General features: G+C 41.6%; 16 protein-coding genes. 9 read left to right on the top strand and 7 right to left on the bottom strand.

All coding sequences use genetic code 11. From position 1 onward, the window contains the following. Positions 1 to 11 precede the first annotated feature (11 nt). The 5 genes from proQ (at position 12) to C727_RS0112485 (ending at position 7,084) form a co-directional block, all read left to right on the top strand. Positions 12 to 710 (top strand): RNA chaperone ProQ, encoded by a 699-nt coding sequence (gene proQ / locus C727_RS0112505; RefSeq protein WP_017445986.1) that lies wholly within the window; start codon positions 12 to 14, stop codon positions 708 to 710. Between the two features lie 62 nt (positions 711 to 772). Then, a complete protein-coding gene (prc, locus tag C727_RS0112500; RefSeq protein WP_017445985.1) occupies positions 773 to 2,812 on the top strand; it encodes a carboxy terminal-processing peptidase in 2,040 nt (679 codons plus the stop codon). A gap of 19 nt (positions 2,813 to 2,831) precedes the next feature. Further along, positions 2,832 to 4,205, top strand: coding sequence for a sodium-dependent transporter (locus C727_RS0112495; protein WP_017445984.1), 1,374 nt, complete (start codon positions 2,832 to 2,834; stop codon positions 4,203 to 4,205). Positions 4,206 to 4,247: 42 nt separating this feature from the next. After that, positions 4,248 to 6,848, top strand: coding sequence for an aminopeptidase N (gene pepN, locus C727_RS0112490; protein WP_017445983.1), 2,601 nt, complete (start codon positions 4,248 to 4,250; stop codon positions 6,846 to 6,848). An 11-nt stretch (positions 6,849 to 6,859) separates the two neighbouring features. Beyond that, positions 6,860 to 7,084: a DUF2835 family protein gene (locus tag C727_RS0112485; RefSeq protein ID WP_017445982.1), complete on the top strand. Its 225-nt coding sequence runs from the start codon at positions 6,860 to 6,862 to the stop codon at positions 7,082 to 7,084. A 68-nt stretch (positions 7,085 to 7,152) separates the two neighbouring features. On the opposite strand, the gene cspD is transcribed toward C727_RS0112485, so the two are convergent. Continuing rightward, on the bottom strand, positions 7,153 to 7,368 hold the full coding sequence (gene cspD, locus C727_RS0112480) for a cold shock domain-containing protein CspD (RefSeq protein ID WP_017445981.1): 216 nt from the start codon (positions 7,366 to 7,368) through the stop codon (positions 7,153 to 7,155). 270 nt (positions 7,369 to 7,638) lie between these two features. Between cspD and clpS the strand changes: the two genes are divergently transcribed. Next, on the top strand, positions 7,639 to 7,962 hold the full coding sequence (gene clpS / locus C727_RS0112475) for an ATP-dependent Clp protease adapter ClpS (RefSeq protein ID WP_017445980.1): 324 nt from the start codon (positions 7,639 to 7,641) through the stop codon (positions 7,960 to 7,962). 32 nt (positions 7,963 to 7,994) lie between these two features. Next, positions 7,995 to 10,268: an ATP-dependent Clp protease ATP-binding subunit ClpA gene (gene clpA, locus C727_RS0112470; RefSeq protein WP_017445979.1), complete on the top strand. Its 2,274-nt coding sequence runs from the start codon at positions 7,995 to 7,997 to the stop codon at positions 10,266 to 10,268. A 49-nt stretch (positions 10,269 to 10,317) separates the two neighbouring features. Here clpA and infA read toward each other — a convergent pair whose 3' ends face one another. The 6 genes from infA to mnmC all read right to left on the bottom strand — a co-directional run bounded on the left by infA (position 10,318) and on the right by mnmC (position 15,881). After that, positions 10,318 to 10,536 (bottom strand): translation initiation factor IF-1, encoded by a 219-nt coding sequence (gene infA, locus C727_RS0112465; protein ID WP_017445978.1) that lies wholly within the window; start codon positions 10,534 to 10,536, stop codon positions 10,318 to 10,320. Between the two features lie 79 nt (positions 10,537 to 10,615). Next, positions 10,616 to 11,341, bottom strand: coding sequence for an arginyltransferase (locus tag C727_RS0112460; RefSeq protein WP_017445977.1), 726 nt, complete (start codon positions 11,339 to 11,341; stop codon positions 10,616 to 10,618). After that, positions 11,334 to 11,960 carry a leucyl/phenylalanyl-tRNA--protein transferase gene (gene aat, locus C727_RS0112455; protein WP_017445976.1) on the bottom strand — a complete coding sequence of 209 codons (627 nt, stop codon included), beginning with the start codon at positions 11,958 to 11,960 and terminating at the stop codon, positions 11,334 to 11,336. The genes C727_RS0112460 and aat overlap by 8 nt, the downstream gene beginning before the upstream one ends. A 123-nt stretch (positions 11,961 to 12,083) precedes the next feature. Then, positions 12,084 to 13,037 (bottom strand): thioredoxin-disulfide reductase, encoded by a 954-nt coding sequence (gene trxB / locus C727_RS0112450; RefSeq protein WP_017445975.1) that lies wholly within the window; start codon positions 13,035 to 13,037, stop codon positions 12,084 to 12,086. Positions 13,038 to 13,148: 111 nt separating this feature from the next. After that, a complete protein-coding gene (gene smrA, locus C727_RS0112445; protein WP_017445974.1) occupies positions 13,149 to 13,733 on the bottom strand; it encodes a DNA endonuclease SmrA in 585 nt (194 codons plus the stop codon). A gap of 174 nt (positions 13,734 to 13,907) precedes the next feature. Beyond that, positions 13,908 to 15,881 carry a bifunctional tRNA (5-methylaminomethyl-2-thiouridine)(34)-methyltransferase MnmC2/FAD-dependent 5-carboxymethylaminomethyl-2-thiouridine(34) oxidoreductase MnmC1 gene (gene mnmC / locus C727_RS0112440; RefSeq protein WP_017445973.1) on the bottom strand — a complete coding sequence of 658 codons (1,974 nt, stop codon included), beginning with the start codon at positions 15,879 to 15,881 and terminating at the stop codon, positions 13,908 to 13,910. A 124-nt stretch (positions 15,882 to 16,005) separates the two neighbouring features. Between mnmC and fabB the strand changes: the two genes are divergently transcribed. Then, positions 16,006 to 17,220, top strand: coding sequence for a beta-ketoacyl-ACP synthase I (gene fabB, locus C727_RS0112435; protein ID WP_017445972.1), 1,215 nt, complete (start codon positions 16,006 to 16,008; stop codon positions 17,218 to 17,220). Between the two features lie 51 nt (positions 17,221 to 17,271). Further along, entirely contained in the window at positions 17,272 to 18,420 is a 1,149-nt protein-coding gene (locus tag C727_RS0112430; protein WP_017445971.1) for a 4-phosphoerythronate dehydrogenase, read from the top strand. Positions 18,421 to 18,455 lie beyond the last annotated feature (35 nt).

Genomic DNA, 18,455 nt, shown 5'->3' with positions numbered 1-18,455 from the left:
GTAAAAATTTAATGCAAGACTCAACTCAAAACACAACAGATAACACAGTAGAAAGTAACGCACACATGGATACAAATACAGAGCGTTCAGCATCGGCTGAACCAGAAAAATTGACTAAAAACGAAGATATTATTGCTTATCTTGCGAAAGAATACCCGAACTGTTTTTCATTAAAGGGGCCAGCAAAACCTTTAAAAATTGGCATTTTTAAAGACATGGTTGCGCGCTTAGATGATCAGGCTCCTGTCTCCAGAACCGGACTGAGAGCGGCACTACGCCGATATACTTCGAGTTGGCGTTATCTACAAAGTATCAAAACAGATGCAATCCGAGTTGATTTAGAAGGCAACGAAGCTGGTAAAATCGAAAAAGAGCACGCTGATTATGCCGCTGAGCAGTTGAAACAAAGTAAACAAAAATTTGCAGAGCGCCGTAAACAAAAAACACAGACGGACAAAAAAAGTGGCCGTGCAAAAGTAGCAGGGCGTGTTAAAACATCTAACCCTGCAAACCCAAGCGCTAATAAAACAAAACCTCAGGCTAAAAAGAGACCGCCAATTGAAGGGAACTTAAGCCCAGGTATGCAGGCCTATATTCGTCTCGGTCAATCACCAGTTAAATGTACTATACGTGAAGTCAATGGTGACGATGTGGTGGTAGAGACACCAACCGGTATGACGGTGAAAACCGAGCGCAAAAATTTATCCTAATATTTCGGTGACTTACGCAATAATAGTGGTAAGTACCAAAATCTGATTTCGGAGTGATTCGTATGAGAATGCTTAAGCGCAGCCTATTGCTGACGTTTTTATTATCTTTTAGTTTAACCGGTCTGGCAGAAACCAGCTCAGATGATAAAACGCTAGAGTTACCTGAACTGCATCAGGAAGCTCAACATGCATTGGCAAGCAAAAGGATTTATCAATTGTTTACGCGTCAGCATTACAAACGTTTTGCCGTTGATAACAGTTTTTCGCAAAAAGTGTTTCAGCGGTATATTGATCAGTTAGATTATAATAAACAGTTCTTTTTGCAGTCTGATATCGATCAAATGTCCGAACATCAAAATGATTTTGACGAAGCTTTTTATCGCGGCGAGTTAGGTTTTGTTTACGACATGTACGAATTAAATCTGCAACGCCGCAAGCAGATGTACGAGTATGCGTTAAGCGTTTTAAATACAGAACTTAAATTCGACACTGATGACAAGTATTATTATGACAGAGAAGAGGCCGACTGGGCTAAAAGTGTTGATGAGTTAAAAGACTATTGGGCGCATAGAGTTAAATACGACGCATTAAACCTAAAACTAGCAGATAAAGAATGGCCTAAGATTAAAGAGCTTTTACAAAAGCGTTATACAACGGCGATTAAACGTCTAGCTCAATCTCAAAGTGAAGATGTTTTTCAGGCTGTTATGAATGCTTTTGCGCGTTCGATTGAAGCGCATACCAGCTATTTGTCACCACGACGCGCTGACCGATTCGAAATGGAGATGAATCTTTCACTTGAAGGTATTGGCGCTGTGCTTTATGCCGAAGATGACTACACTGTGATTAAAAGTTTAGTACCAGGTGGTCCGGCCGACAAGTCTCAGCAGATTAAGCCGGAAGATAAAATTATTGGCGTCGCGCAAAAAGATGAAGAGTTTGTAGATGTCATCGGTTGGCGCTTAGATGATGTTGTTGAATTGATTAAAGGACCTAAAGGCACCCAGGTTCGTTTGCAGCTGCTGAAAGGCGACTCGGCAGATAAAAAACCAGAAGTCGTTGTATTAACTCGGGACAAAATCAAGCTCGAAGATAGGGCTGCGACTTACGAGGTATTCACTCCAGAACAAGGGCCATATCAAGGACGCAAAGTTGGTGTGATTGAAATCCCGAGTTTTTATGCCGGCATGAGTCAAGATGTGGCTAAACACCTCGCTGAACTTAAAACTGAACAGGTCGAAGGTATTATTATCGACTTACGGGGCAATGGTGGGGGATCGTTACCTGAGTCTATTGCGTTAACCGGTTTATTCATTGACCATGGGCCTGTAGTGCAAGTACGCAGTGTCGGTAATCGAATCAATGTTCAGGATGATAGAGATACTGGAGTAGCCTATTCAGGACCGCTTTTGGTGATGGTTGATCGATACAGCGCTTCCGCATCTGAAATTTTTTCGGCAGCAATTCAAGATTACCAACGCGGTTTGATCGTTGGTGAGCAAACTTTCGGTAAGGGCACAGTGCAGCAACACAGAGCATTGGAAAAACGTTTTGATTTATTAGATAAACCTTTAGGCCATATTCAATATACGTTTGCTAAATTTTACCGTATCAATGGTGGAAGTACGCAGAATAAAGGCGTTGTACCTGATATTTTAATGCCAACAGCTATCGATCCTGCCGAGTGGGGCGAAGCAAAAGAAGAAAACGCCTTGCCATGGGATAAAATCCCAAGCGCACGCTACGACTCGGTAGACTTAGTGGATGAGCGTGTTATTCAGACACTCACTGAAAGGCACCAAGCTCGTATTAAACAGAGCCCTGAATTTAAATATATTTTTGAAGACATTGAAGAATACAAAAAGAATAAAGACAAAAAATATGAATCATTGAACGAAAAAGTTCGTTTGGCCGAACGTGATGAAGCTAAACTAAAACGTCTACAACGGGCGAATGAGAGACTTTTAAGAGCAGGTAAAGAAAAAGTCGAATCGGTAGAAGACATCCCTGAAGATATTGAAGGCAAAGATGTATTTTTACAAGAAACAGCTAACATTATGTTTGACTACCTTAAACTGGATACGCGTATCGTAAAAAAATAACTCAATACAGGAGCCTCATATGTCTTGCAAACCTTCACAGGTTGTTCATGGGCAATGGTCTAATCGTCTGACCTACGTCCTAGCTGCAACTGGGGCAGCCGTGGGCCTTGGAAATATTTGGAAGTTTCCTTACATTATGGGGGAAAATGGTGGCGGTGCTTTTGTATTAGTCTATTTAGCTTGTATTGCGATAATTGGTGTACCCGTTATGATCGCTGAAGTTTATTTGGGCAAACAAGGACGACAAAGTCCAATGCGCTCAGTGGCCCGAGTTGTGCAAGAAAATAAATCTGCGCCTGCTTGGCGGTTTGTCGGTGCTATGGGAGTAATAGCGGGTTACCTGATACTGTCTTTTTATGCTGTGGTTGCAGGTTGGGCCTTGGCGTATGTATTTAAAGCTGCCGGGGGAGGGTTTGCCGGTGCCAGCCCAGCATATTTGCAAGATACGTTTGAACTTTTTGTCAGCTCACCAGTTCAATTACTTTCGTGGACCAGTATTGTTTTAATAGTGACAGTGGTTGTTGTTGCAAAAGGGGTTCAAAACGGGCTCGAAAAAGCGACCCGTTTTATGATGCCTGGCATGTTAGTATTATTACTATTTATTGTCGGTTATTCAGCGGTTTACGGAGATTTTACAGCGGCTTTTAATTTTATGTTTGCCGCCGACTTTGATAAATTGACAACGGAAAGTGTGCTAACGGCACTTGGCCATTCTTTCTTCAGCTTAAGTTTGGCATCTGGCATTATGATCATGTATGGTGCGTATTTACCTAAAAATACCTCAATTATTAAATCCTCAATTTGGATCGCTATTGCTGACACTTGTGTTGCATTATTGGCGGGTTTAGCCATTTTCCCGATTGTATTTGCTTTTCAATTAGAGCCCGGGGCAGGACCAGGTTTGATTTTTCAGACCTTGCCGTTAGCGTTTGGACAAATGCCTGGCGGGCGTCTTCTAGGCAGTCTATTTTTTATTATGTTGGTATTTGCCGCTTTCACCTCAGCGATAGCTTTGATTGAATCTAGTGTTGCCTGGCTTATAGAGTCAAAAGGCTTTAGCCGAGTGCAAGCTGCGATAGCAGCGGGTTTTGGCCTATGGCTGTTGAGTTTATTGAGTATTTTTTCGTTTGTTGGTCACGATTGGACCCGACTCGCCTTATTCGGAACCAGCCATAGTCTCTTTGAATGGATAGATTCATTGACTGCAAATGTGATGTTGCCACTCGGAGGTTTTTTCATCTCTTTATTTGTCGGTTGGAAAGTCGCAGCAGATAGGCTGAATGGTGAATTGAATATCAATACTAAACAACTGACTGTCCTGCGTGTATTATTGCAATTTATTTGCCCGCTAATCATCTTATTGGTATTTCTAAATTTAATCGGTGTGCTCTAACTTCAACTGGGCACATCTGGTCTTGTCTTATTTGAGGTTTTTATGAAAACAGAGCACGCATCCGCACAATATTTAAAAGATTACAAAAAACCTGAGTTTTTAGTGCAAAACGTAGTGTTAACTTTTTATCTTGATGGAGAAAATACAAAGGTAATAAATACCACTGAGTATTACCGCGCAGAAGCAGGTGCAAACAAATTGGTGTTGAATGGCGAACACCAACAACTTGAAAGAGTTGAGCTGGATGGCCGCCAATTAACAGCATCTGAATACCAAATTACTAACGAAACACTAACGTTAACTGATTTACCCGAGCAATTTGTATTAACGACCGAAAGTTTAATCGATCCTGTAAATAATACGGCATTAGAAGGTCTTTATTTGTCAGGCGGAGCCTACTGCACTCAATGCGAAGCACAAGGTTTTCGCCGCATTACCTACTTTCAAGACCGTCCTGATGTTTTAGGCGCTTTTACAACGCATATTATTGCGGATAAAAGTATGTATCCGCATTTGTTATCGAATGGAAATAAAGTCGCTGAAGAAACTTTGCCATCAGGGTTAACAAAAGTGACCTGGGTTGATCCTTTTAAAAAACCTTGTTATTTATTTGCGCTAGTTGCAGGTGATTTTGATGTTTTACAAGATAGTTTTAATAGCCGCAGTGGCCGAAATATTCAATTAGAACTATTTGTTGATAAAGGCAATTTAGGGCGCGCCGAACATGCGATGGCTTCGTTAAAAGCTGCAATGGCTTGGGACGAGCAACGTTTTTCACTAGAGTATGATCTTGATATTTACATGATAGTTGCCGTTGACTTTTTTAATATGGGGGCGATGGAAAATAAAGGTTTAAATGTCTTTAACTCAAAATGTGTTTTAGCCGATCGCGAGAGTGCAACAGACGCTGATTATCTGAGTATCGAATCTATCGTTGGTCATGAATATTTTCATAATTGGACAGGCAATAGGGTCACCTGCCGAGATTGGTTTCAACTTAGTTTGAAAGAGGGATTAACGGTATTCCGTGATCAAGAGTTCAGCATGGATTTGGGGTCACGTGCAGTTAACCGAATTCAACAAGTACGGATAATGCGAGAGCACCAATTTGCCGAAGATGCGAGTCCTATGTCACATCCGATCCGACCTGACGCTGTAATAGAAATGAATAACTTTTATACAGTGACTGTGTATGACAAAGGTGCCGAAGTGATCCGTATGCTGCATTCAATTTTGGGTGAAGACAAATTTCAACAAGGTATGGCGTTGTATTTTGAACGTTTTGATGGTCAAGCCGTTACTTGTGATGACTTTGTTGACGCAATGCAAGACGCTTCTGGCCTTGATCTCAGTCAGTTTAGATTGTGGTATAGCCAAAGTGGAACCCCGGTGGTCAGCGTATCCAGTGAATATAATCAAGTCGCTCAAACATTAACGCTGACGTTGCAGCAAATGACTCACGCAACTTTTGATCAAGTGGATAAAGCGCCACTTCATATACCGGTTAAAATTGCCTTTTATTATCAAGATGGGCAGCCTGCCGAGCTAACGGGTGGGGCCGAACAGGTACTTAATTTAACTCAAGCCGAACAGAGTTTTACTTTTGCATGCAAGCAACCTGTTTATTTTAGTTTGTTAAGAGACTTCAGTGCGCCAGTGAAGCTGAATTATCAGTACTCTGATGCTGAGCTCAGTTGCTTGATCCCCGCAGAGACGAGTGATTATGCAAAATGGGAGCTAATGCAAAACCTATATATTAAGTATCTATGTCAAGATGTCAAAGGTGAGTTGACTGAATACCCAGTAGAAATCGCACAAGTACTCCGTGCACTGTTGGCTGATGAGTCGTTAGACAAGGCTTTGTTAGCTGAAATTTTAACCGTGCCGAGTTTTTCTTCGTTGCTTGAGTATTTTGAGCAAGTAAATCCCCAAAAAATAATTCGTGCTCGCCAGTCGCTGCAAGTTTATTTGGTTGATCAAATTGGAGATAGCCTCTATCGAGTGTGGCAACAAGCAACCCCAACTGACTATCAGTATAATGCAAGTGAGATCGCACGAAGATCTCTTTGGGGTGCATCTTTAAAACTATTGGCAATGGCTAATTATGCTGATATTGGGGAGCAGCTAGGCGAATTTTATCAAGGCGCTGACAATATGACCGACCGCTTGTCTATTTTGCAAGCAGCAGGCGTTAGCGATAAAAATGTCTTCAAGCAGTTGATGGACGACTTTGATCAATCGTGGCGCGGAGACTCTTTAGTGATGGATAAATGGTTTGCACTGCAAGCCAAACAAGATACAGATGAGATTTTTACGAACATCGAAAAATTGCAATCACACCCTGATTTTAATTGGAATAATCCAAATAAGGTCCGTGCACTGTTCGGGCAGTTTGCAATGTTTAACCATGCACAATTTCATCGGTCGGACGGTCGAGGTTATCAATTAGTCTCACGCGCTATTGAAAAACTTAATGCAATTAACCCACAAGTAGCGGCTCGTATGATCACACCGCTCATTCAGTATCACAAACTTGATCTTGGTCGACAAACGCTAATTAAAAGTGAATTACAAAGACTGTCTGCATTAGATGGGCTGAGTTCAGACTTGTACGAAAAGATTTCAAAGTCGCTGGCATCTTAATTAAGGCGAATATGAAAGAATATTATTTTAGCTTAAGGATGAGCTACAGTGATTGCCTTGCAATCTATTATGGTCAGGTTCAGCATGCTGTATTAATAAGTGAAGAAGGGGTAAGAGTTCAGCTTCCTGTTAGTCGAATTCGCAACCACATTGATGCGCTGGGAATACGCGGAAGGTTTCGTTTATTAATTGATGAAAATAATAAAATAGTTGAGTTTGTACGCGTAAGCCATTAATAACTAAAAGCTGGGATCAAAAAAAGCAGCTAAGCTGCTTTTTTTGTTGTAAGTAAGATTAAAAAATTTTACTTAACCATATTGGGTACTTTGATATTAGTCGCATGTAATCCTTTTGGGCCCTCTTCAAGCTCAAACTCAACCTCTTGACCCGCTTTTAAAGTCCGGTAACCATCCATGTTAATTGTTGAATAATGCGCAAAAACATCTTCTTCTCTATCTTCAGGTACGATAAAACCAAAACCTTTAGCATTATTGAACCATTTAACTTTACCAGTAGCCATACTGCAACTTCCTTCTATACTTTGAAAAATCGAAAAATGAAAAAACGAAAAATGAGTCATCAAACATGTACTACTTGAAATCATCCATAATGACTACATGTTAAACTGTAGATAATTTAGCCGAATAGTCAAGTGTTATTATAAAAAATCTTGCATTGGTCATGAAAAGTGTGCGTTTTTACCCTTTTTTATCGGAATTAACATATTGCTAAGGTATAGTAGTTTAAAATAATTTAGTGCACAGAATTAATTCGCGAGCTATATTGAATTATGAGTAAAGAAGACTCAGATCTGTTTAATGATTACGAAGCCGTTAAAGATATTGAAGCTAAAAAGCTCAAATCCCCGCCGCTGTACAAAGTGGTATTAAATAATGATGACTATACACCGATGGATTTTGTGATCGACGTTTTAATGAAGTTTTTTAATAAAGACAGTGAAGCTGCAACACAAATCATGTTGACAGTTCATTATGAAGGAAAAGGGATCTGTGGTGTGTATCCGTATGGCATTGCAGAGACTAAAGTTGCTCAGGTGAACCGTTACGCGAGAGATAATCAACATCCGCTAATGTGTACCATGGAGCAAGCCTGAATATTCCGTTTTAACTAGCCTGTGGAGTTCCTATGCTGAATAAAGATTTAGAAACGACTTTAAATGATGCGTTCAGGGACGCTCGTCAGCGACGTCATGAGTTTATGACTGTTGAACACCTGTTGTTAGCATTGCTGCGTAACCCAGCAGCAATTGAAGCTTTACAGGCCTGTGGTGCTGAATTGCAATCAATTGAGCAAGAGTTGAGCAATTTTATCAACGAAACCACACCTGTGATCCCGCAAGAAGATGATGAGAGAGAAACACAACCAACGCTTGGCTTTCAGCGGGTTTTACAGCGTGCCGTTTTTCATGTGCAGTCTTCGGGTAAAACCGAAGTTACTGGGGCGAATGTATTAGTTGCCATATTTAGTGAACAAGAGTCGCAAGCCGTTTATCTGCTTAAAAAGATGGATATATCAAGGTTAGATATTGTTAACTTTATTTCGCATGGCATCAAAAAACACGAATCTGAACAATCAGACGGCTCTGAAGAGTCGAGCTTTGAGCAAGATGAAGGTGAAACAAACGAAAAAGGCAACATGCTTGCGTCCTTTGCGCTTAATCTGAATCGTGAAGCTGAATTGGGTAAAATAGACCCTCTGATCGGTCGCGAAAAAGAAGTGGAACGCACCATTCAAGTATTGTGTCGTCGTCGTAAAAATAACCCTTTACTAGTTGGTGAAGCAGGCGTTGGTAAGACGGCTATTGCCGAAGGGTTAGCCTATAGAATAATTAAAAAAGAAGTGCCCGAAGTGATTGCCGAAGCGACAATTTATTCGTTGGATATGGGGGCTTTATTAGCAGGGACTAAGTACCGAGGCGATTTTGAAAAGCGTTTTAAAGCCTTGTTAAAAGAGCTTGAAAAAGACCCTCACTCAATTTTATTTATTGATGAAATACATACTATTATAGGTGCAGGTGCTGCGTCTGGCGGTGTGATGGATGCATCTAATTTATTAAAACCTTTGTTATCGGGCGGTAAACTCAAGTGTATTGGCTCAACCACCTATCAGGAGTTTCAAGGTATCTTTGAAAAAGATAGAGCGCTCGTGCGTCGATTCCAAAAAGTAGATGTGAGTGAGCCATCGGTTGAGGACACGACCCGAATTTTAATGGGGTTAAAAACGCGATACGAAACACACCACAGCGTGCGTTATACGCAAAAAGCCATTCGTGCGGCAGCTGAATTATCTGCCCGTTATATTAACGAGCGCAGGTTACCAGATAAGGCGATTGATGTTATCGACGAGGCGGGGGCTAACCAGAGATTGCAGCCAGTCAGCCGACGTAAAAAGACGATTAACGTTGCGGATGTTGAGCAAATTATTGCCAAAATGGCTCGTATCCCAGAAAAGTCTGTTTCTAGCTCGGATAAAGAAGTGCTGAAAAATTTAGAGCGTAATCTTAAAATGGTGGTGTTTGGCCAAAACCCAGCTATAGACACCCTGACTGCGGCGATCCGCCTAGCGCGCTCAGGTTTAAAAGATGAACAAAAGCCGATTGGTAGTTTTTTATTTGCGGGCCCAACTGGGGTCGGCAAAACGGAAGTGACGCAGCAATTAGCGAAAGTATTAGACATAGAACTTATTCGAATTGATATGTCTGAATATATGGAACGTCATGCTGTATCTCGTTTGATTGGTGCACCTCCAGGTTATGTCGGTTTTGATCAAGGGGGATTATTAACTGATCAAGTGATCAAACACCCTCATTCAGTGGTGTTATTAGATGAGATAGAAAAAGCACATCCAGATGTTTTTAATATTTTATTACAGGTGATGGATCACGGCACCCTAACCGATAATAACGGTCGTAAAGCGGATTTTAGAAATGTCGTTTTTGTGATGACGACAAATGCTGGTGTACAGGAAACAACTAAGCAGTCGATTGGTTTTCAACAGCAGGATCATAGTTCAGATGCGATGGCAGAAATTAAGCGTACTTTTACGCCTGAATTTAGAAACCGTTTGGACAACATTATTTGGTTTAATCATTTAACACCTGACATCATTGTTCAAGTTGTTGATAAGTTTATAGCCGAGCTAGAGTCTATGTTAGACAAAAAAGGCGTTTCGCTTAACTTACAAAGTGATGCAAGAGAGTGGTTGGCTGAAAAAGGTTATGACAAAGCGATGGGGGCCAGGCCGATGGCACGTGTCATTCAAGAGCATCTCAAAAAGCCACTTGCAAATGAGCTATTATTTGGTGCGTTAAGTGATGGCGGCAGTGTGACAGTCACTGTGAATGGTGACAAATTAGATTTTGCGTTTGCAGGCTCCAAAAAAGCTGAAAAAGCAAATTAATCTAAAAAACAATGTGTGTTACCCAATGGGTAACACACAATGTTAGGACTCAGCGTTGGCGGAAAACAATACGGCCTTTTGATAAATCATAAGGAGTCATTTCTACTGTAACAGTATCCCCAGTTAATATGCGGATGTAGTTTTTACGCATTTTACCAGAAATATGAGCTGTTACGACGTGACCATTTTCTAATTCCACGCGGAACATTGTATTTGGCAGGGTATCTAAAACTGTGCCCTGCATTTCAATGCAATCTTCTTTCGCCATTCAGTTAATAACCTCAGTTAATTTTGTTTGCTAAAAAATTCGGGCCGATCATGCCCTAAGCCAACCCGCTTGTAAAGGTTCAGGTGGTTTTTTCTACATCCCACCAATGATTTTGGATCAGCCTTTGGTGTGGTAGGAAGCGTGTTTTATAGTTCATCTTTCGGCATTCATCAACTTGATAACCAAGATATAAATAACTTAATCTACGGACATTTGCGAGTCTGATCAATTCTAAGATAGCGAAAGTACCAAGTGACAAATGGGCTGCGTCAGGTTCAAAAAAGGTATAAACGGCTGAGATGCTGTCACTCATACAGTCGACAATAGCAACCGCCACTAGCTTTTCGTTTTGGTAAACTTCTAAAAAGCCGGTTAACATCCAGTCCGTCTGTAATAGAGAGTTAAACTGCTCAACATCAGGTGGGTACATAGTGCCGTCGGTATGCCTTTGCTCAATATAGCGGCTGAACATCTGATAATACTGCTGCCATTTCATATCAGACAGAGGTGCTTGAATAAAATTGACCATCAAATTTTGGTTTTTTTTAAGCAAGCGTTTTTGACTCCGCGAGGGTTTAAAACGCGTTACTGGGATCCGGATTGATTGACAAGCCTGACAACGCTCACAATGTGGCCGGTAAATATGATCTTTGCTGCGCCTAAAGCCAAGTTGCATGAGTGTTTCATAATGTGCAACATCTTTTAAGGCATCATCCACTGCAACTAATAAACGCTCTTTTTGATCGTTTAAGTAGGCGCAAGGAAAGCTCTCTGTGACGCCAAATTGATATTGGGTTTTATTCATAGTTTAATTTTTGTGGTAACCACCAACTGGATGATACTTGGACATCACGCAACTGTTTTAGCTGTTGTAAGAAAGTTTTTCTGGGCAGTTCATAAACACCTAAGCTGGCTAAATGATCATTTTGCATCTGGCAATCAATTAGCTGAATGTTTGCGGCTAAACAATGCTGGCCAAGTTGATGAAAGGCTGCTTTAGACGCATTATCAGCATAATGAAACATAGATTCACCACAAAATACTTGGCCGATTTGCACCCCATATAAACCACCAACCAGCTTTTTGTCTTGCCATACTTCAATTGAGTGAGCATAACCCGCCTGGTGTAAGCGGATATAAGCCTGCATCATGGTCTGACTAATCCAGGTTCCTTCTTGGGCACTACGGGCATTTGCACAAGCCTTTATGACATCAGAAAAATTATAATTTAAAGTGAATTGGTAAGCGTTACGTTTACATGTTTTACGCGTGGAACGGGATGGCGAGATTTGTTTAGGTTCAATCACACCGCGTGGATCTGGGCTCCACCATAAAATAGGTTCGTTTGGGTTAAACCAAGGAAATATACCGTTTCGATAGGCGCAAACTAAGCGTTCAACGGTTAAATCGCCACCGACCGCCAATAATCCATTGGGAGAAGCAAGCGCGAGCTCAGCGGGTGGAAAGATGACTTCATCTTTATCGAGTTGAAACAGGGCTATGACGAACTCCTAAAAGGGGCTGCCGGAAACCCGACAGCCTGGGCATTATTTTAAATTGTCTAAATAACGCTCGGCATCAAGCGCAGCCATACAACCGGTTCCTGCAGACGTGATTGCTTGACGGTAGGTGTGATCCATAACGTCACCAGCGGCAAATACACCTTCGACACTGGTTGCGGTCGCATTTCCATTAAGACCGGATTGCACGATAATGTAACCGTCTTTCATCTCAAGTTGACCGGCAAAAATGTCTGTGTTGGGTTTATGACCAATCGCAATAAAAACACCAGCTAGTTCAAGCTCTTCTGTGTTATTACTCTCCGTATCTTTGATGCGGATACCAGTAACGCCTGAATCATCGCCTAACACCTCATCTAATGTTTTATTTAGATGTAAAGTAATATTGCCGCTTTTTGCTTTTTCCATTAATCGATCACTCAAGATCTTTTCAGAACGGAAGCTGTCACGGCGGTGAATAACATGCACTTCAGACGCAATGTTTGATAGGTAAAGTGCTTCTTCAACCGCTGTGTTGCCACCACCCACGACGGCGACTTTTTGGTTTTTATAGAAAAAACCATCACAAGTTGCGCAGGCAGAAACGCCGCGGCCCTGGAAAGCTTCTTCTGACGGTAAACCTAAATATTTAGCGGATGCGCCTGTACAGATAATCAAAGCATCACAGGTATACTGACCAGCATCACCAGTTAAGGTATAGGGTTTAGACGAAAAATCGACCGTGTGGATGTGGTCAAATAAAATTTCAGTATCGAATTTTTCCGCATGTGCTTGCATACGCTGCATTAAGCCCGGACCGGTTAAATCATCCGCATCACCTGGCCAATTTTCTACCTCAGTTGTGGTTGTTAATTGACCACCTTGTTGCATGCCAGTAATTAATACAGGTTTTAAGTTTGCACGTGCTGCATAAACAGCGGCTGTGTATCCGGCTGGACCAGAACCCAATATCAGAAGCGGGCAATGTCTGGCTTCACTCATTCTTATTCTCCAAGTTTCTTAATTGGTTTATTAATAGGGTCGCATTAGAATAACTCAAGCCAATTCATCTGGCTAATTAAACTATTCGTTTGGGCTAATCGATTATTTGAATTACCCACAGCGTTTTTGCATTCGTTCGCGGGTTTCTCGTTTTTGCTCATCTGATTTTTTTAACAACACTAAACACGACGCATAACCGCCTAAATGTTTAGGGGCACTATGTACAGCAAGCACAGATTCCAGCTGAGGTAACCAAGTATTTACATAGCTTTTTAGAAAAAGATCTGGGCTGCCTTTAACATGTTTTAAACCATGCTTGATTAATACACAGCGGTGATTTTTTTCTCTGCTTTGATTGATATATTTAAAGACCGCCAAGCGTGCTTGTTCGATTGACATATGACTGATATTTAAGTGCGCAGCGACAGGGTATTTGCCTGCACGTAATTTTTTAAAAACTTCGTTCTGTACACCATCTTTTTTGTACATCAACATATCTAGTGGGTCAATTGCCGGTACGTACCCTGTTGTTAATTGGTTATGCTCTAACTGACTGGTTAGAGTAAGGGCTTCTTTGCGGAGTCTAGCGGCTTCATCAATTTGGTGTTTAGGTGTTGCTATCGTATCTTGTTTGATGGGTTTTACGTCAGCGAACGCTGCCATAAATAATGCATCTTTATCGTCATCATTCATCATATTCAGCCCCTAATAAATTTAAAAGTTTCTAAAGTTCACTAAAACCCAGTCGATAGCCTATATGTCAGACGGTTTTAATGTCAATAGAATCAAACTCGGCGTATCCCTCATGCGGAATTTGATTTTTGCGGTCCCCTCCGCCATTAAAGCCTCTGATTATTTACAAACATACCTCTAGTTGGTTGGCTTACCGCGCTTGAAATCCCTCAGCGCAAAACGCATCGGATGAATGGCGTTTAAAGCATAGCGCGGTAATGCCAGACTCTCTGAACACATACTTGCGACTAAGGTCTCAGCCATTAATGGTGCCGTTGTCAATCCTCTTGAACCTAAACCCGACAAAATATAAAGACCTGCTGGGGAATTATCAGTATATGGCCAACTGGCATTAAACACTGGGCCCATAACGGGGAGGTGATCATTGGCACAAGCACGAACCGAAGCTCTACGGTAGGTTACCTTTGCGAGCGTCAAATCATTTTCAAGTACAGGTAAATGTTTTTTCTGTAAATCAAGATTTTTTTCATCATCCGATATATTGTTCGTATTGTCTGCACAATTGCGAACAAAACTAGCACCCAAACAATGAATTTGCCCATCGGACGGTGTTAAATAGCCTTTATGGCACAATACAGTTTTTAACTGGCCGAGCGTTTGGCTGCTGGATACCCCAGTAATTTGTCCACGCACTGCTTGCAACGGTAAATGTTGGCAACTGCTAAATTCAGTCGCCGCCACACCATTGGCCATGATCACAGCACTGGCGCTATATTGACGCATGCCAGATTGAGTTTGGCACTCAAGCAACCAGTTTTGATGAGTACCTTTGGTTAGCGATTTTAATCTACTAAAACTTTGGATGCAGCCAGGGTTTTGATGATTCAGCATTTGGCATGCGGAGGTGACAAATTGAGACGGGTTTAGCCAGCCGCCATTTTTAAAATAGAGCGCAGAACAGGGTAATTCTATCCCTGCTATTTGACTCGCTTTTGAAGCAGTTATCCATTGAATTAAACTCTCGGGCCATAAGCCTTTATTTTGCATCGCTAACATTCGCCGAATGACCTCTTCAGAAAAGCCTAACTGCAATAAGCCTTTAAATTCGGCTTTAAACTCAAATTGCTGTTGCCAGTGACGATAAAATGCCAGTGCATATTCAAATGATTTGATTTGTAGTTCACTACTCGCGTTGTGGTTGTTTTGTAAAAGTGGGTAAACGGCACCTTGGCGATTGCCAGACGCACCATCAGCTGGCTGTTTCTGGCAATGCAAAATAAAGGGGATATCGCGTTGGTAGAGCGCCAAGGCCGCACACACCGCTGCAACACCACCGCCAATAATATGAATTTTTTGTGAATTTGCCCTTGTATACGCTAATTCAGGCAGTCGAGATTTTTTTTTTATCGTTTGTTCAGGTTTCTCATTGAGTTTACCTTGCAAGCGCTCTCGTTTGTGGCCAAAACCTGGTACTTTTTCTACATTGAAGCCTGCTGCAATTAAGCCGCGGCGAACAAAACCAGCGGCAGTAAAAGTCGAAAAAGTACAGCCTTCTTTGCCAATTTGTGCCATCGCATCAAATAAATTTTGTTGCCACATTTGAGGGTTTTTTTGCGGTGCGAAGCCGTCTAAAAACCAAGCATCGATCAATCCACGCGAGTCAGACTGAAGTTGTGTAAGTGAGTCGTTGACATCGCCTAACCAGAGATCAAGAATAATATTTTCAGGAAAGCGTATCCGGTGTGGGCCAGCCACTAAATTTGGATAATGGTCGATTAAATGCTGCCACCACTGATTGAGTTCAGGCCAAACACTCAATGCTTGTTTGAATTTTTCCAAGCTTAACGGATACTTTTCAAACGAAATAAATTGTAATTGTTGTACTTTGCAGTCTGGATAACGCTGCTTAAAATCAACAAACCGTTTGCAGAGGGCAAAAAAGTTTAAACCTGTACCAAAGCCGGTTTCGGCGACCGTGAAGTGTCTTTCATGACTTTTTAACCAGCGTGATTCGAGCTGGTTACCGTCTTGAAAAACCTGATAGGATTCCTGCAGGCCATCTTGTCTGGAAAAATAAATATCGTCGAATTCGGCTGAAATAGGATTACCGTCTTCGTTAAAATTAATTTTAGCGGTTTCTAATGAGGTCAACTTTATTGGTCCAATCAGATTTCAAGCATCGCATTTTACTTGAAATTGATTGATAATACGAAGTTTAATGAAAGATCGAATTTTCTGGTAATTGTTACCAGAGCGTAATTTTGAGAGGAATTTTATGAAAAGAGCTGTGATCACGGGCCTGGGCATTGTTTCCAGTATTGGCAATAACTCGCAAGAAGTATTGGCTTCCTTAAAAGCAGGGCAATCCGGCATTACACACTCTCAACAGTTTGCAGACGTTAATATGCGTAGTCAGGTTTGGGGAAATGTTGATTTAAACTTGGCCGACCATATTGACAGAAAACAACTCAGATTCATGGGCGACGCTGCTGGATATGCATATATAGCAATGCAACAAGCCATTGCTGATTCCGGGCTAGCCGAAGATCAAGTGTCCAACCCAAGAACTGGGCTGATTGTTGGCTCGGGTGGTGCCTCATCAGCTAATCAAGTTGCAGCGGCTGATACTATGCGTAACAAAGGCGTCCGCCGTGTTGGTCCTTATATGGTCACCAAAACTATGGGGTCTACCGCATCTGCCTGTTTAGCAACCCCATTTAAAATTAAAGGGGTTAACTATTCAATCAGCTCAGCATGTGCAACATCAGCACATTGTATCGGACATGCTTGGGAACAGATTCAGTTAGGTAAACAGGATATAGTGTTTGCGGGTGGTAGCGAAGAGCTGGACTGGACGTTAGCTTGTTTGTTCGATGGCATGGGGGCTTTGTCTACTAAATACAACGATACCCCGGATAAAGCATCACGAACCTATGATGCAGACCGGGATGGTTTTGTTATCGCAGGTGGCGGCGGTATCTTGGTCGTTGAAGAGTTGGAACATGCGTTAGCTCGTGGCGCGAAAATTTATGCAGAAATTGTGGGTTATGGTGCAACGTCTGATGGTTATGACATGGTTGCTCCTTCAGGTGAAGGAGCCATCCGTTGTATGCAGCAAGCTATGTCTACAGTCAATAAGCCCATTGAATATGTTAATACGCACGGTACATCAACGCCGGTTGGTGATGTAAAAGAGTTAGAAGCGATTCAAAAAGTTTTTGCCGGCCAGCAACCTGCTATCAGCGCAACCAAAGCGATGACGGGGCACTCGTTAGGGGCAGCCGGTGTCCACGAAGCAATATACTCCTTGTTAATGCTTGAAAATGATTTTATTGCACCGTCAATTAATATCGAAAAGTTGGATGAAAAAGCTGAAGGTTTAGACGTAGTAACAGAAACTCGGGCGCAAACACTGAGCACAGTTATGTCAAATAGCTTTGGTTTCGGCGGCACTAATGCAACCTTAGTGTTTGAACGTTTTAATAAATAATATGAAAGAGTGAAACCAATTTAGTTTGGTTTCACCGCTGTAGAGATAAAAATGACAGATAGGTTCAAGTTTTATATTGAGGATTCGCTCTTATATGCAGAGGAGTTTTTTCAATCACTTGGTGAGATAGTGCGTTTTAAAGGCCGTACAGTGACTGCCGAACAAATAAAAGATGCTGATTTTTTATTAACCCGGTCCACGACTCAGGTCAATGCTGACTTGCTTGCAGATAACAATAAACTAAGATTTGTGGGGACCGCCACCGCAGGTTATAACCATATTGATGCTGACTATTTAACAGAAAAGGGTATCCCATGGGCACCGGCTGCCGGCTGCAATGCAGACGCAGTTTGTGACTATGTGCTGAGCAGTTGTCTAAACATTGCCAATAAATACCGTTTTGAATTAGCGGGTAAAAAGGTCGCAGTTGTTGGTGTTGGTCAGATTGGGCAGCGATTATTAACCCGATTAGCTGCATTAGGCTGTGAAGTTTTGGCCTATGATCCAGTTCGGGCTGATTTAGATAAAAATTTTGAATCAGCCGCTTTTGATGAAGTTCTGACCTGCGACATCATTACTTGTCATGTGCCGTTCACCGAAGGTGGGCGTCATCCAACCAAACATATGTTTAATAAAGATACCCTGGGTCATTTAAAACCTGGGGCCATCTTGATTAATGCTTGTCGTGGTGAAGTCATAGATAATCAGGCATTATTAAACGTGTTCATGTCTGGGCAAGACTTAAAAGTCGTTTTAGACGTTTTTGAAAATGAACCAAACATCGAAGCACAGCTACTACCCTGGTTAGAGTTTGCAACCCCGCATATTGCAGGACATAGCCTAGAAGGGAAAGCTCGGGGGACAGAAATACTGTATCAAAAAGTATGTAAAATGTTAGGTCTAGAAGCCAATATCCGGCTTGCTGATTTATTGCCGGGCATGGCTATCGATTCGATCAATATGACCGACAATTATCAGTTAAGCCAGCGCCAGTATCGCGCTATGATTAACCTAGTTTATGACATTCGCAACGACGACATAGATTTTAAAACCGGGATGCAGCAGTCTAAAAATAGTTTTGAATATTTACGTAAAAATTATGCCATTAGACGCGAATTAACGTCGTTGAAGTTATATTGTGATCAAATGTCATATACTATTTTTAAAGACTTAGGGTTTAATGCACAGTTAAAAGATTAAACTCAGCTCAGCAGAAGTATATAAAGGATAATAAT

It is taken from the genome of Gayadomonas joobiniege G7 (assembly GCF_000300815.1).
GTDB lineage: Bacteria > Pseudomonadota > Gammaproteobacteria > Enterobacterales > Alteromonadaceae > Catenovulum > Catenovulum joobiniege.
The sequence above is the reverse complement of the archived record's forward strand: the minus strand, read 5'-3'. Positions and strand labels throughout refer to the sequence as shown.